Here is a 13,472-nt window from a genome sequence, read left to right on the forward strand (position 1 = left end):
TTTTTCAAAGGAACCTCATCCACCGAAGTGGACGGGGTATCAACTTCTGGCGTTGATTTTTGGCACGCTGTTGAGTTCTCAAGGAACGGACGCTTCCTTTGTACTCACCCTCGCGGGCTTTCCTCCGGGCTTTCGTTCTGTTCTTGCGTTTCCGACTCTATCAGACTCTTTCGTGTCCGATTTTCCTCGGCGCTTTCGAGGTTCTGCACTTTCGCGCTTTCCCTTTCCGGCGATCCAAACTCTAGCAGTGGATTTCCGTCTCTCCGACCACCGTCCGTTTACCGAAAGGGCACGCGGAAAGTATGGAGATTGAGAGTTGCACTGCTGGAGGAGGAGTCCCGTCCATCGGCTGTTCGCGAGAAGTTCACACGACACGCCCTGGCGGGAGTCACGACAGTACAGGCCCCGTGGTGCCCAAGCAAATCGATTCACGCGTATGGTCTAGTCCACCGGTCTAGTCCACTAGTCTCCGTGCCGAAGGACCAGCCCGGATCGGGACCAACATCGGGCGAACCCGAACATCCTGTGACATATCCTTCCGAGAGTACGCCGTTCGCGACAGGTAGTGACGGCGACACGAAGAAGCCCCACCCCTGGGAGGCCCCCATGACCAGCGTGACGTCCCCACTTGCCGGGCGTGCCATCGGACTCGCGGCAGTGCCCGATCCGGTGTTCTCCGGCGCGATGGTGGGACCGGGCACCGCTATTGATCCCGTGCGCGAGCCCTCGGAGGCGGTGGCCCCCGTGGACGGTGTGATCGTCTCTCTGCACCCGCACGCGTACGTGGTAGTCGACGATGAGGGCCACGGTGTGCTCACGCACCTCGGGATCGACACCGTCCAGCTCAACGGCGAGGGCTTCGAGCTCCTCGTGAACAAGGGCGACACCGTCACGCGGGGCCAGACGGTCATCCGCTGGAACCCCGCCGCCGTCGAGGCCGCCGGCAAGTCCCCGGTCTGCCCGGTCGTGGCGCTCGAAGCGACCCCCGACTCCCTCTCCGGCGTCGTCGAGTCCGGGGACGTCAAGGCCGACGACGTCCTTTTCGGCTGGCAGTGACGCGTCCGCCCGTGCGGGCGAGTCGGACATCCACCGCGGCGGCTGGGGCCGCCGCTCAATCGGAGACGGGTGAAATGGAGACAACGCTGCGAGGCGTCGGCGTGAGCCACGGTGTGGCGATCGGCGAGGTTCGGCACATGGGCACGGCGGTTCTCGAACCGCCGGCCAGGCAGATCACCGCGGACGAGGCGGGGCGCGAACAGGGGCGCGCCCGTCAGGCCGTGGAGGCTGTGTCGGCCGACCTGATCGCGCGCGGCCAGCTGGCCGGTGGCGAGGCTCAGCACGTGCTGGAGGCCCAGGCGATGATCGCCACGGACCCCGAGCTGATGGCTGACGTGGACCGGCGGATCGCCGTCGGCAGCACGGCCGAGCGCGGTATCTACGACGCGTTCGCCTCCTACCGCGACCTGCTCGCGGGAGCCGGTGAGTACATGGCCGGGCGGGTGGCCGACCTGGACGACGTGCGCAATCGCATCGTGGCGCGCCTGCTGGGCGTTCCGATGCCGGGCGTGCCGGACAGCGACGAGCCGTACGTGCTGATCGCCCGGGACCTGGCGCCCGCCGACACCGCTCTGCTCGACCCGGCGCTGGTCCTCGGCTTCGTGACCGAGGAGGGCGGGCCGACGAGCCACAGTGCGATCCTGGCGCGTGCGCTGGGCGTGCCGGCGATCGTGGCGCTGCCCGGTGCCGGTGAGATCGCCGAGGGCACGGTGATCGCGGTCGACGGCAGCACGGGTGACCTGTTCGTCGAGCCGACCGCGCAGAAGCGGGCCGAGCTGGAGGCCGCGGCCGCCGAGCGGAAGGCGGCGCTGGCCGCCTCCTCCGGTCCGGGCGCGACCTCGGACGGTCACAAGGTGCCGCTGCTGGCCAACGTCGGCGGTCCGGCGGACGTGCCGGCGGCCGTGGAGGCCGGGGCCGAGGGTGTGGGTCTGTTCCGCACCGAGTTCCTGTTCCTGGACGACAGCAAGAAGGCTCCGTCCGAGGAGAAGCAGATCGAGTCGTACCGCAAGGTGCTGGAGGCCTTCCCCGAGGGTCGTGTGGTGGTGCGGGTGCTGGACGCCGGCGCCGACAAGCCGCTGGACTTCCTGACCCCGGGCGACGAGCCGAACCCGGCGCTGGGCGTGCGTGGTCTGCGCACCCTGCTGGACCACCCGGAGGTGCTGCGCACGCAGCTGACCGCGCTGGCCAAGGCGGCCGAGGGCCTTCCGGTGTACCTGGAGGTCATGGCGCCGATGGTGGCCGACCGGCGCGACGCCAAGGCCTTCGCCGACGCCTGCCGCGAGGCGGGTCTGCGGGCGAAGTTCGGTGCGATGGTGGAGATCCCCTCCGCCGCGCTGCGGGCGCGCTCGATCCTGCAGGAGGTCGAGTTCCTGTCGCTGGGTACGAACGACCTCGCGCAGTACGCCTTCGCCGCCGACCGTCAGGTGGGTGCGGTGTCGCGGCTCCAGGATCCGTGGCAGCCGGCGCTGCTCGACCTGATCGCCATGTCGGCCGAGGCCGCCAAGGCGGAGGGCAAGAGCTGTGGTGTCTGTGGTGAGGCCGCTTCGGATCCGCTGCTGGCCTGTGTGCTGACGGGTCTGGGTGTCACCTCGCTCTCCATGGGTGCCGCTTCGATTCCGTACGTGCGGGCGACGCTCGCCAAGTACACGCTCGCGCAGTGCGAGCGCGCGGCCGCGGCCGCGCGTGCGACGGACAGCGCGGAGGAGGCCCGGGCGGCCGCCCAGGCGGTGCTGTCCGGCGAGTAGCCGTGGCGTGTGTGATCGATCGAGGGGCCTTCGCCGGTGGCGGGGGCCCCTCGGTCGTGTGCGGGGCCGGTCAGTGGTGGGGGTCGGGGAGGTCCACCTCGTAGCCCGGGCAGTATTCGACGCCCGGTTCGGGTGCCACGGGCTCGCCGGTGTCGGCGTCGGTGCAGTAGGCGTCGAAGACCGAGGCGGCGTTGAGGGCGATGAGGCGGCCCCGGTCGAGGCGCCAGCCGTGGACCCGGTCGCGGAAGCCCTCGGTGGTGCTGCGGAGCACCAGTCCCCCGGCGGCGCCGAGGGCGAGGCCGGCGGCGAGGACGGTCACGAATGCGAGGGCTTCGGTGCCTTCGGTGCGGGGTGGGCCGCAGGGGTCGTCGGGTGTTTCGGCGTGGAGGACGGCGAGGAGCTGTTCGTCCGGGCCCGGGACGCTGCAGACGAGGTGGTGGTGGCCGGGGCCGGCCACGGCGAGGAGCCGCCGGAGGATTTCGGTGGCCCGTTCGAAGGAGGCCCGGCCGATGTCGGTGCCGCAGTCGGCGCATTGTCCGGCGCGGGCCAGGAGCATGCCCGCGTACTCCCTGGTCGCCTGCCGGAGGGAGGCGTCGACGAGGAGGGGTACCAGTTCCTCGACGGGCTGGCCGGTGTAGGGCAGGCCTCCGGGGCCGCCGAGTCCGGAGGTGAAGCGGGTGCGGGCCGCGGCGGTGTCCGGGTCGAGGCCGTGTTCGGCGCAGTAGTCGGCGTACTCCTCGGGATCGAAGAGGGCGACGGTGGTGTGGACGCCCTCGGTGGCGAGGGTGCGGAGCAGGGCGTCGACGTGGCGGAGGTAGTCGGCGTAGGCGTCGTGGTGGTCGAAGCAGAAGCTGCGGTAGTCGCGCATGGCCGCGAAGTCCCCGGGGTCGGCGAGGAGGCCGACGGTGCTGGGGACCTCGCGGCGCAGCGTGCCGTCGATGTCACGGGTGGTGCGCGAGGTGCGTGAGGTGTCCGGTGTGCCCTTCATGGTTCCCCCTGAGTGGTGCGACAGCTTGCTCACTCAGAGTAATCGCGGGCACTGACAGTCACTTCCGGGTGCGGGCCAGCTCCTCGTAGAAGGCGAGCAGGTCCGGGTTGTCGACCGAGCCCGGGTTGACGGCCTTCTCCAGGGGGGTGCCCTGGAGGAGCCGCTTGACGGGGACCTCGATGCGCTTGCCGGTCAGGGTGTGCGGGACGGCCGGGACCTCGATGACCTCGTCGGGGACGTGGCGCGGGGAGAGCTGCTCGCGGATGGTGGCGGCGATCTTCTTGCGCAGCGCCTCGTCGAGGACGGCACCGGGGGCGAGGTGGACGAAGAGCGGCATCCAGTAGCCGCCGTTCGGTTCCTCCAGGCCGATGACCAGGGACTCCTTGATCTCGGGGAGGCGTTCGACGGCCTCGTAGATGTCGGCCGAGCCCATCCGGACGCCCTGCCGGTTGAGGGTGGAGTCGGAGCGGCCGTGGATGACGACCGAGCCGTGGTCGGTGATCGTGATCCAGTCCCCGTGGCGCCAGACGCCGGGGAACATCTCGAAGTAGCTGTCGCGGTAGCGGCTGCCGTCGGGGTCGTTCCAGAAGTGGATCGGCATGGACGGCATGGGGGCCGTGACGACGAGTTCGCCGACCTCGCCGGTGAGCGGCTTCCCCGCGGGGTCCCACGCCTGGAGGTCCGTACCGAGGCAGGCCGCCTGGAGTTCGCCGATGTGGACCGGGAGGGTGGGGACGGCGCCGGCGAAGCAGCTGCACACGTCGGTGCCGCCGCTGACGGAGGCGATCCAGAGGTCCTCGGCCACCTCGTCGTGGAGCCAGCGGAAGCCGTCGGGCGGGAGCGGGGAGCCGGTGGTGGCGACGCACTTCACGGCGGAGAGGTCGAAGTCCCGGGAGGGGTGGACCTCGGCCTTGCGGCAGGCCATGACGTAGGCGGCGGAGGTGCCGTAGAGGGTGGCTCCGGTGCGCTCGGCGATCCGCCACTGGGCGCCGGTGTCGGGGAAGCCGGGGCTGCCGTCGTAGAGGACGACGGTGGTGCCCGTGAGCAGGCCGGAGACGAGGAAGTTCCACATCATCCAGCCGGTGGAGGTGAACCAGAAGAAGCGGTCCTCGGGGCCGAGGTCGCAGTGCAGGCCGAGCTGCTTGAGGTGCTCCAGGAGGATGCCGCCCTGGGACTGCACGATCGCCTTGGGGGCGCCGGTGGTGCCGGAGGAGTAGAGGATCCAGAGCGGGTGGTCGAAGGGGACCGGCTCGAAGACGGGCTCGGTGTCGGCGGAGGTCAGTTCCGACCAGGGGCGGGTGCCCTCGGGGGCGGGGGTGCCGAGCAGCGGGATGTGGACGACGGCGCGCAGCGAGGGGAGCCCCTCGCGCAGTTCGGCGACGGTCTCGCGGCGGTCGTGCTCCTTGCCGCCGTAGCGGTAGCCGTCGACGGTGAACAGGACGACCGGCTCGACCTGCTCGAAGCGGTCGAGGACGCTGCGGGCGCCGAAGTCGGGGGCGCAGGAGGTCCAGACGCCGCCGACGGCGGCGGTGGCGAGGAGGGCGACGACGGCTTCGGGGATGTTGGGGAGGTAGCCGCTGACCCGGTCGCCGGGGCGGACGCCGAGGGCGCGCAGTTCGGCGGCGAGCGAGCCGACCTGGCGGCGCAGGTCGGCCCAGGTGACGGGGGTGGGTTCGTGGGTCTCGTCGACGTGGAGCAGGGCGGGGTCCGCGGCGCGGGCCGGGTCCTCGGCGGCTCGCAGGGCGTGCTCGGCGTAGTTGAGGGTGGATCCCGTGAACCAGCGGGCGCCGGGCATGGCGCGGTCTTCGAGGACGGACTCGTAGGGGGTGGTGAAGCGGACGTCGAACCACTCGGCGACGGCCTGCCAGAAGGTGTCGAGCTCGTCGACGGACCAGCGCTGCAGGGCCGGGTAGCCGCCGTCGGCGGGGGCGCCGAAGCGGTTCGCGGCCCAGGCCTGGAAGGCGGTGACGCGGGCCGCGGCGATCCGGTCGGGGCTCGGGGACCAGAGGGGTTCCGGCTGGGTGGCTGAGGTCATGGGTCGGCTCCCGGTCAAGTCTGTGGATCGCGCTTCGTGTGCGTACGGTGCCACCGGTGCGCGGGTGTGTGCGCGGCGGCTCACAGGGACCATGCCATGTGATCGACATCCGCACCAGAGGTGTCCCGGGCGGTCGGATGTGATCGTTTTCCGGGTGAACGGCAGCTGAACGCACCCCGCGGGCCGGGAGGCCGGTGGCAGGGTGAGCGGCATGGACGGTCGTGATCTGGTGCGTGCGGTGAAAGAGATCGGTACGGCGCGCGGGCGGCGGGCCTGGCGCTCGGCCTGGAGCCACCGGCGGGCGGATGCGGAGGGGCTCCCGCGCCGGGGTGCCGAACGGGCCCGGGTGCCGGGGCTGCTGACGGGGACGCAGGCGCGGCCGGGCGGGGGCGTGCTGCGGTTCGCGCGGTCCGAGCTGCTGGTACGGGTGACCGTGGGCGGGGCGGTGTTCTGGAGCTGGGACGGGGCGGAGCCCACGCCCTCGTACGCGGTGGTGGGCGGCGGCCCGGAGCCCGATCCGCGGGCGGTGCTGGAGCCGGACACGGGCGGCGGCTGGCGGGTGGTGTCGGAGCGGGTGACGGTGGCGGTGTCCCGGCACGGGGCGGTGGAGGTGCGGACCCCGGGCGGGGCGGTGCTGCGGCGGGAGCTGCCGCCGCGCTGGTGGGATCCGGTGGCGGGGCCCGCCGAGGGCGGGTCCCGGTGGCTGCAGCGGGCGGAGGTGCCGGCGGACGCGCGGTTCTTCGGGCTGGGCGGGCGGGCGCGGGGGCCTCGGCTGCGGGACGGGGAGTACCGGCTGTGGAACACGGACCCGAAGGGCGGGTTCGGGCCGGACACCGATCCGCTGTACATCACGATGCCGGTGCAGGTGGTGGTCGCGGACGCCGGGACGCACCTGGCGTTCTACGACAACACCTGGGACGGGCGGGTGGCGCTGCGCGGCGGTGAGGAGGGGGCCGGTTCGGGCCCGGACCGGCCGGGGGCGAGCGAGCTGCGTCTGGAGGGCGGGCCGGCGCGGTGCTGGGTGCTGGTGGGGACGCCGGCGCGGGTGCTCCAGGGGTGGGCGGGGCTGACGGGGGCGGCCGCGGTGCCGCCCGAGTGGGCCCTGGGGTACCAGCACGCGCGCTGGGGGTTCGGGAGCGCGGCGGAGGTGCGGCGGGTGGTGGACGGGTACGCGGAGCGGGGGCTGGCGCTGTCGGCCGTGCACCTGGACATCGACCACTACGACGCGCACCGGGTGTTCACGGTGGACCGGGAGGCGTTCCCGGACCTGCCGGGGCTGGCGGCGGAGCTGGCGGAGCGGGGGGTGCGGCTGGTGTCGATCGTGGACCCGGCGGTGAAGGCGGGGGACGCGGTGCACGCCGCCGGGCTGGCGGTCGGTGACCGCGGGGCGTTCGTACGGGACGCGCGGGGGCGGGAGGTGCGGGGGGAGGTCTGGCCGGGCGAGTGCGCCTATCCGGACTTCACGGATCCGGCGGTGCGGGAGTGGTGGGGCGGGCTGTACGAGGAGCGGCTGGGTCAGGGCTTCGCCGGGTTCTGGCACGACATGAACGAGCCGGTGTCGTTCGCGCCGTGGGGGGACGCGACGCTGCCGCGGTCGGCCCGGCACGTGCTGGAGGGGGCGGGCGGGGACCACCGGGCCGGGCACAACGTGTACGGGCTGTCGATGGCGCGGGCCGGGTGGGAGGGCCTGGTGCGGCTGCGGCCGGCGGAACGGCCGTTCCTGTTCTCCCGCTCGGGGTGGGCGGGGATGCAGCGCTACGGGGGCACGTGGTCCGGGGACGTGGAGTCCGGCTGGGACGGGCTGCGGGCCTCGCTGGCGCTGGTGCTGGGCCTCGGGCTGTGCGGGGTGCCGTATTCGGGGCCCGACGTGGGCGGCTTCGGGGGGTCGCCGTCGCCGGAGCTGTACCTGAGGTGGCTGCAACTGGGGGCGTACCTGCCGCTGTTCCGGACGCACTCGGCGATCTGGGCGGGCCGGCGCGAGCCGTGGGAGTTCGGGCCGGAGGTGGCGGAGCGGGCCGCGGAGGTGCTGGCGGAGCGGGAGCGGCTGCGGCCGTACTTCGTGACGCTGGCGCACCTGGCGCGGCGGACCGGGGCCCCGTACGTGCGGCCGCTGTGGTGGGGGTCGCCGGAGGACCGGGTGCTGCGGGACTGCGAGGACGCGTTCCTGCTGGGGGACGCGCTGCTGGTGGCGCCGGTGCTGGAGTGCGGGGCGGACCGGCGGGCGGTGCGGTTGCCGCGCGGGCGGTGGTACGACACCGCCACGGGGGCGGCGCACGAGGGGCCCGCGCAGGTGCTGCTGGACGCCCCGCCGGGGCGGACGCCGGTGCTGGCGCGGGCGGGGGCGGTGCTGCCGGTGCGGCGCCGGGACGGGACGGTGGGGCTCGAGGCGTGGGCCCCGGCCCGGGGCCGGACGGGCGGCGGGGTGGTCATCCGGGACCCGGGCCCGGGGTTCGAGGCGGGCGAGGTCGAGCGGTACACCGTGCGGTGGGCCGGGGACGCGGTGGTGGTGGAGGACGAGGCGGGCGCGACGGTGCGCGGCGTCGAGCTGCGGGGGCTGTGAGGGGTGTGAGGGGCGGCGGCGCACGGGGTGCACGGGCGTCGCGGCGTCGGGCGTGCGGGGTGTCGCGGCATACGGGCACGGCGCGGCGTACGGGCGCGGCGTACGGGGCGTCCTGTTCCCGGCTCGGGGAGGCCGCCCCGCGCCCACGGGCGACGGCCCGACGGCTGGTCAGTCGGGCGAGTGGTGCATGACGACGAGGGAGAGCATGCTGTCCCCGTCGTGGAGCTCGGCGAGCTTCTCCTTGCCCGTGACGGTGGCCAACAGGTGCCAGTCGGACTTCTCGTAGCCGAGGAGCCCGCCGTCACGGGGTTGCCGCCGCCAGCCGAGGCGCTCCAGTTCGGCTCCGATCGCGGGCAGGGAACGGTCGGCTTCGCCGGTGTCCACGGCGACCGCCCAGTCGACCATGGTGGGGTGCTTCCTGCCGTCGCGGGTCGTGGTCGTCCGCCCGCGCTCGGGGTCGATGCCGGCCCTCCGCACGGCTTCCCGGACCTCTCGTTCCACCGTGTCCCGGGTGAAGGCTCCGGCCGCCGCGGTGGAGGAGCGGCTCGGGGCCGACGGCTTCGCGGCGCCCCCCTGCTGGTCGGCCGTGCACCCGGCCAGGGCCAGGGCCGCGGCTCCCGCCACGGCGATCGCCGCCGCCGTCGGCAGCTTGGTGCGTACGTACATGTGACTCCCCCGGGTTCGATCCGGTCGAGTCTCACACGCGCGGTGGGGCTCCTGGAAACGGTATAGCGGCGCTATAGGCCGGCGGGACAGCCTGTGGGGCGGCGGCGGGCGTGCCGCCCCGATCGGACAGGGAGTCAGTGATGGTCTTAGCCGGCACCACGACGCGGCCCCGCGCAGCGAACCGACGCCTGCCGGGCGGGGTGCGCAGACGGGACCTGGCGCCGGGTGCGGAGGTGGTCGGCGCCTGGCAGCTGGTCACGGTGTGGGCGCTGCTCCTGGTCACCCGGCAGCCCTCGGGCGGGTCGTTCGCGGAGCTGGGGCTGACGGCGGTGGCCGCGGTCGCGGCGGGGTTCCTGCACGGGCTGCTGTTCGTCAAACCCATCGCGGTGCTGGGTCGTTGGACGGCCCGGCTGAGCGCGTGGCCGGAGCCGGTCGCGGTCGCGGTCCTGGTGGCCGCGCTGTCGGTGCCGCCCGCCCTGCTCGTCCACCGGTGGCTCGGGACCCTGCCGGAGGCCCTGCCGGGCTTCGGGAGCGTCTGGGCCTGGACGGCGCTGAGTGCGGTGCTCCCGCTGCTGGCGGGGGCGTACCTGCGCGCGCGGCCCGTTCCGGCGCGGGCGCTGTGGGCGCGGGGTGCGGTCGTCGCCGGCACGGTGGTGGGCGTGGTGACGCTGGCGTCGCTGGTGATGGACCTGCCGCTGTAGGGCGGTGGCGGTGCCCGTCCTGCCCGCCGGCCGCGCCGCGGAGGGGATGCGGCGGCCGGCCGGACGCGACCCGGCCCGGGGCCTGTCGTCGAAGCGGTGCCGGTCGGGCGCCGCATGGACGACAGGGGCTAGGTGTAGCGGCCTTCGAACCAGGCGGCCGCCGCTCGGGTGTGGAGCGGGAAGGCCAGTTCGGCCGGTGCGCGCAGGACGTGCCAGCCCGTCGTCTCCTCGGTGGCGACCGAGGGTGGCAGGGCGGACGCCGGCCGCGGCGGCAGGAGGCCGAAGACGAGCAGGTGGCCGGCCGGGGAGCTGAGGACGTCGGCCACGGCGACCTCGTCGGCCGGGGCCTCGATGCCGGTCTCCTCGCGGAGTTCGCGGACGACCGCCTCCCGCCAGTCCTCGCCGAAGTCCACGAACCCGCCGGGCAGGGCGACGCCGCCGAGGGCCGGTTCGATGGTGCGGGTGATGACCACCAGGCCGGTGCCGGAGGCGTCCTCGACGGGGAGCAGGGCGATCGCGACCGGGAGCGGGTTGCGGTAGGCGACGGCGCCGCAGGCGGCGCACTTCCGGGGCCAGAGCGCCGTGTCGAACGGGGCTCCGCAGGTGGAGCAGTGCGAGTCCTTCAGCTGTGCCGGCATGCGGTGATGGTATTCCAGGGGGCATGAGGACGCTGGTGGTCGCCGCGGTACTGGCCGGGCTGGCGGTGCCCGTGGGCGCGGAGGGCCGGCTCGCGGGGTACGCGGGCGCGGAGGGCCGGCTCGCCGTGCCCGCGGGCACAGAGGGCCGGCTCGCGGGGTTCGTGGCGTTGCGGGACGTGGATCCGGGCATCGGTGAGGACATGCGGTACGCGGGCGCGCGGAACTTCACGGGTGCCGTCGTGGACGGGTACGCGGAGCCGGTGTGCCTGCTGGCCCGGCCGGCCGCCGAGGCCCTGCGCCGGGCGCAGCGGGAACTGCTGCGCGGCGGGTACGCGTTGAAGGTGTACGACTGCTACCGGCCGCAGCGGGCGGTGGACCGGTTCGTGCGCTGGGCCGGGGAGCCGGACGACCCGGCGGCGAAGGCGGAGTACTACCCGGAGGTGGACAAGGGCCGCCTGATCCCGGAGGGGTACATCGCGGCGAAGTCGGCGCACAGTCGCGGGAGTACGGTCGACGTGACGCTGGTCGCGCTGCCCGCGCGCCGGGAGGTGGACATGGGGACGCCCTTCGACTTCTTCGGTCCGGCCTCGCACACGGACTCCCCGGAGGTCGCGTTGGCGGCGCGGGCGAACCGGAGGCTGCTGGAGCGGGCGCTGGGGGCACAGGGGTTCGTGAACCTGCCCGAGGAGTGGTGGCACTTCACCCTGCGGCCCGAGGCCTTCCCGGACACGGCTTTCGACGTTCCGGTGTCTGTCGCGGCCGTGCGGCCCTGAGTAGCGTGCCCATATGACTTTCGGATCGTACGAGGAGTTCTGGCCGTACTACGTCGCCATGCACTCCCGGGCCGCCACGCGGTGGGTACACCTCTGCGGGACGCTGTCCGGGCTGGCGCTGACCGTGTACGGGGTGGCGCGCGGGCGCCGGCGGTACCTGGCCGCACTGCCCGTGATCGGGTACGGGGCCGCGTGGCCCGCGCACTTCCTGATCGAGGGGAACAACCCGGCCACCTTCGGGCATCCTGCCTGGTCACTGCGGGGGGACGCGCAGATGATCCGGATGATGCTGGCCGGGCGGGACGCGGAGCTGGACGTGATCGCGCGGAAGTGGCTCGCCGAGAACCGGTGACCGGCAGGGCCCGCCGTGGCAGACTTCTGACGCTTCGTCAGATCACGCTGTCCGGGAGGGGTCTTGGAACGCACACGCACACCCGTCGTGCAGGGGTGGTTCACGGAGGCGGACGCGGAGGGCGGCTTCCGCCTGCTCGGCACCCGGTGCTCCGCCTGCACGGCGGTGTTCTTCCCGCGCGAGGACGCCCACTGCCGCAATCCGCACTGCCCCGGCGGCGGTGAGCTCGCCGAGGTCCCGCTGTCCCCGCGCGGCCGGGTCTGGTCCTACACCGACGGCCGCTACCGGCCGCCCGCACCGTACGTGTCCGATCCGGCCGCACCCTGGGAGCCGTACACCCTCGTCGCGGTGGAGCTGGAGGCCGAGGGGATGGTCGTGCTCGGGCAGGGGGCTCCCGGGGTGACGGTGGCGGACCTGGCGGTCGGCATGGAGGTCGAGGTGGTGGGCGGCGTCCTGCACGAGGACGCCGAGACCACCTGGCTGACCTGGCAGTTCAAGCCCGTGGGAGGGGTCGCGTGAGCGGGGACCGGGCGGGCGGGGCCGAGGTGCGGGGCGAGGTGGCCGTCCTGGGGGCCGGCATGCACCCCTGGGGCAAGTGGGGGCGCGGCTTCGTGGAGTACGGACGGGCCGCCGCCCGTGCCGCGCTCGCCGACGCCGGGCTGGAGTGGACCGACGTCGATTCCGTCGTCGGGGCCGACACCGTGCGCTCCGGATACCCGGGCTACGTCGCCGGGGCCACCTTCGCGCGGGCCCTCGGCTGGCAGGGCGCCCGGGTGACCAGCGTGTACGCGGCCTGCGCCTCGGGTGCCCAGGCCATCGGGGCGGCACGGGCGCAGATCCTGGCCGGTCTGGCGGACGTGGTGCTGGTGGTGGGCGCCGACGCGGCCCCGAAGGGGTTCTTCGCCCCGGCCGGCGGCGAGCGGCCCGACGACCCGGACTGGCTGCGGTTCCGGATCCTGGGGGCCGTGAACCCGGCGTACTTCGCGCTCTACGCCCGCCGCCGCATGGCCCTGTACGGGGACACCGGGGACGACTTCGCACAGGTCAAGGTGAAGAACGCGGCCGCGGGGGCGCTCAACCCGCACGCCCGCTACCGCAAGGCGGTGACCGCCGAGGAGGTGGCGGCCTCGGCGGTGGTGGCCGATCCGCTGCGGCTGCTGGACATCTGCGCCACCTCGGACGGGGGCGCGGCCCTGGTGCTGAGCAGCATGGAGTTCGCGCGGGCGCGGGGGGCGGCGGACCCGGTGCGGATCCGGGCGGTGTCCACGGTGACGCCCACGTATCCGCGTACCGTGCTGGACCTGCCGGACATCGCGACCGACTCGGCGGTGGCGGTGGAGCCCGCAGCCGGCTCCTTCCGGGCGTCGATCGCGCGCGCCGCCTACGAGGAGGCGGGGCTGGGGCCGGGCGACCTGTCGCTGGCCGAGGTGTACGACCTGTCGACCGCGCTCGAACTGGACTGGTACGAGGACATCGGGCTGTGCGGCGAGGGCGAGGCGGTCAAGCTCCTGCGGGAGGGGACGACCGCGCTCGGCGGACGGGTGCCGGTCAATCCGAGCGGCGGGCTGTCCTCCTTCGGGGAGGCGGTGCCGGCGCAGGCCATCGCCCAGGTGTGCGAGCTCACGTGGCAGCTGCGGGGTACGGCCGGGGCGCGTCAGGTGCCGGGTGCGCGGGCCGGGATCACCGCGAACCAGGGGCTGTTCGGCCACGGTTCGGCCGTCGTGGCGGTGCGCTGAGGGGGCGTCGGGAGAGCGGCGGGGGCCGTGAACTGGGTGTGTTGTCGGGGTGCTTGACGGCCCCCGGCGGCGGGTTCACACTCTGTCCACGGTCCCGCGCCGCGAGCGGGATCGCCGGATCCCCCCATGAGAGCTGCGGCCCGTACCCCAGTCGGCGGGGGTACGGGCCGCCTCCGTGAACCGGCTCCGTGAACCGGCTCCCTGACGGGCGCGCGGACGCGC

Annotated in this window: 13 protein-coding genes; 9 read left to right on the forward strand and 4 right to left on the reverse strand. The window is 73.9% G+C overall.

Features of this window, described 5'->3' with window-relative positions:
• From ABZW32_RS20735 to ptsP, 3 genes are all read left to right on the forward strand, one after another.
• Nucleotides 1–313 (forward strand): hypothetical protein (locus ABZW32_RS20735; protein ID WP_356217872.1); only part of this gene is annotated, 313 nt, incomplete at its 5' end.
• A 293-nt stretch (nt 314–606) separates the two neighbouring features.
• Nucleotides 607–1,056, forward strand: coding sequence for a PTS glucose transporter subunit IIA (locus ABZW32_RS20740; RefSeq protein ID WP_356217874.1), 450 nt, complete (start codon nt 607–609; stop codon nt 1,054–1,056).
• A gap of 74 nt (nt 1,057–1,130) precedes the next feature.
• The gene (gene ptsP, locus ABZW32_RS20745) at nt 1,131–2,801 is read left to right on the forward strand and encodes a phosphoenolpyruvate--protein phosphotransferase (protein ID WP_356217876.1); all 1,671 of its coding nucleotides are present in this window, start codon (nt 1,131–1,133) and stop codon (nt 2,799–2,801) included.
• Between the two features lie 70 nt (nt 2,802–2,871).
• Here ptsP and ABZW32_RS20750 read toward each other — a convergent pair whose 3' ends face one another.
• Nucleotides 2,872–3,789, reverse strand: coding sequence for a hypothetical protein (locus tag ABZW32_RS20750; RefSeq protein ID WP_356217878.1), 918 nt, complete (start codon nt 3,787–3,789; stop codon nt 2,872–2,874).
• A gap of 58 nt (nt 3,790–3,847) precedes the next feature.
• On the reverse strand, nt 3,848–5,824 hold the full coding sequence (locus ABZW32_RS20755) for an acetoacetate--CoA ligase (protein WP_356217880.1): 1,977 nt from the start codon (nt 5,822–5,824) through the stop codon (nt 3,848–3,850).
• Between the two features lie 211 nt (nt 5,825–6,035).
• Here ABZW32_RS20755 and ABZW32_RS20760 point away from each other — a divergent pair, with 211 nt between their 5' ends.
• The gene (locus tag ABZW32_RS20760) at nt 6,036–8,384 is read left to right on the forward strand and encodes a TIM-barrel domain-containing protein (RefSeq protein ID WP_356217882.1); all 2,349 of its coding nucleotides are present in this window, start codon (nt 6,036–6,038) and stop codon (nt 8,382–8,384) included.
• A 168-nt stretch (nt 8,385–8,552) separates the two neighbouring features.
• Here ABZW32_RS20760 and ABZW32_RS20765 read toward each other — a convergent pair whose 3' ends face one another.
• Nucleotides 8,553–9,050 (reverse strand): hypothetical protein, encoded by a 498-nt coding sequence (locus ABZW32_RS20765; RefSeq protein WP_356217884.1) that lies wholly within the window; start codon nt 9,048–9,050, stop codon nt 8,553–8,555.
• A 140-nt stretch (nt 9,051–9,190) separates the two neighbouring features.
• Between ABZW32_RS20765 and ABZW32_RS20770 the strand changes: the two genes are divergently transcribed.
• Nucleotides 9,191–9,751 (forward strand): hypothetical protein, encoded by a 561-nt coding sequence (locus ABZW32_RS20770; RefSeq protein ID WP_356217886.1) that lies wholly within the window; start codon nt 9,191–9,193, stop codon nt 9,749–9,751.
• Nucleotides 9,752–9,879: 128 nt separating this feature from the next.
• Here the strand turns inward: ABZW32_RS20770 and ABZW32_RS20775 are convergent, their stop codons facing one another.
• Nucleotides 9,880–10,389 carry an NUDIX domain-containing protein gene (locus ABZW32_RS20775; protein ID WP_356217888.1) on the reverse strand — a complete coding sequence of 170 codons (510 nt, stop codon included), beginning with the start codon at nt 10,387–10,389 and terminating at the stop codon, nt 9,880–9,882.
• A gap of 23 nt (nt 10,390–10,412) precedes the next feature.
• Here ABZW32_RS20775 and ABZW32_RS20780 point away from each other — a divergent pair, with 23 nt between their 5' ends.
• The 4 genes from ABZW32_RS20780 to ABZW32_RS20795 all read left to right on the forward strand — a co-directional run bounded on the left by ABZW32_RS20780 (nt 10,413) and on the right by ABZW32_RS20795 (nt 13,250).
• Nucleotides 10,413–11,162 (forward strand): M15 family metallopeptidase, encoded by a 750-nt coding sequence (locus ABZW32_RS20780; RefSeq protein WP_356217890.1) that lies wholly within the window; start codon nt 10,413–10,415, stop codon nt 11,160–11,162.
• Nucleotides 11,163–11,175: 13 nt separating this feature from the next.
• Complete coding sequence (locus ABZW32_RS20785; protein ID WP_356217891.1) at nt 11,176–11,514, forward strand: DUF962 domain-containing protein; 339 nt, start codon at nt 11,176–11,178, stop codon at nt 11,512–11,514.
• A gap of 63 nt (nt 11,515–11,577) precedes the next feature.
• A complete protein-coding gene (locus ABZW32_RS20790) occupies nt 11,578–12,033 on the forward strand; it encodes a zinc ribbon domain-containing protein (RefSeq protein WP_356217893.1) in 456 nt (151 codons plus the stop codon).
• Between the two features lie 26 nt (nt 12,034–12,059).
• Complete coding sequence (locus tag ABZW32_RS20795; protein ID WP_356217981.1) at nt 12,060–13,250, forward strand: lipid-transfer protein; 1,191 nt, start codon at nt 12,060–12,062, stop codon at nt 13,248–13,250.
• Nucleotides 13,251–13,472 lie beyond the last annotated feature (222 nt).

The sequence above is a fragment of the Streptomyces sp. NPDC004667 genome (assembly GCF_040609475.1).
Taxonomy (GTDB): domain Bacteria; phylum Actinomycetota; class Actinomycetes; order Streptomycetales; family Streptomycetaceae; genus Streptomyces.

Coding starts and splice junctions, on each gene's coding strand:
- ABZW32_RS20740 (WP_356217874.1), top strand. CDS start 607: ATGACCAGCGTGACGTCCCCACTTGCCGGGCGTGCCATCGGACTCGCG.
- ptsP (WP_356217876.1), top strand. CDS start 1,131: ATGGAGACAACGCTGCGAGGCGTCGGCGTGAGCCACGGTGTGGCGATC.
- ABZW32_RS20750 (WP_356217878.1), bottom strand. CDS start 3,789: ATGAAGGGCACACCGGACACCTCACGCACCTCGCGCACCACCCGTGAC.
- ABZW32_RS20755 (WP_356217880.1), bottom strand. CDS start 5,824: ATGACCTCAGCCACCCAGCCGGAACCCCTCTGGTCCCCGAGCCCCGAC.
- ABZW32_RS20760 (WP_356217882.1), top strand. CDS start 6,036: ATGGACGGTCGTGATCTGGTGCGTGCGGTGAAAGAGATCGGTACGGCG.
- ABZW32_RS20765 (WP_356217884.1), bottom strand. CDS start 9,050: ATGTACGTACGCACCAAGCTGCCGACGGCGGCGGCGATCGCCGTGGCG.
- ABZW32_RS20770 (WP_356217886.1), top strand. CDS start 9,191: ATGGTCTTAGCCGGCACCACGACGCGGCCCCGCGCAGCGAACCGACGC.
- ABZW32_RS20775 (WP_356217888.1), bottom strand. CDS start 10,389: ATGCCGGCACAGCTGAAGGACTCGCACTGCTCCACCTGCGGAGCCCCG.
- ABZW32_RS20780 (WP_356217890.1), top strand. CDS start 10,413: ATGAGGACGCTGGTGGTCGCCGCGGTACTGGCCGGGCTGGCGGTGCCC.
- ABZW32_RS20785 (WP_356217891.1), top strand. CDS start 11,176: ATGACTTTCGGATCGTACGAGGAGTTCTGGCCGTACTACGTCGCCATG.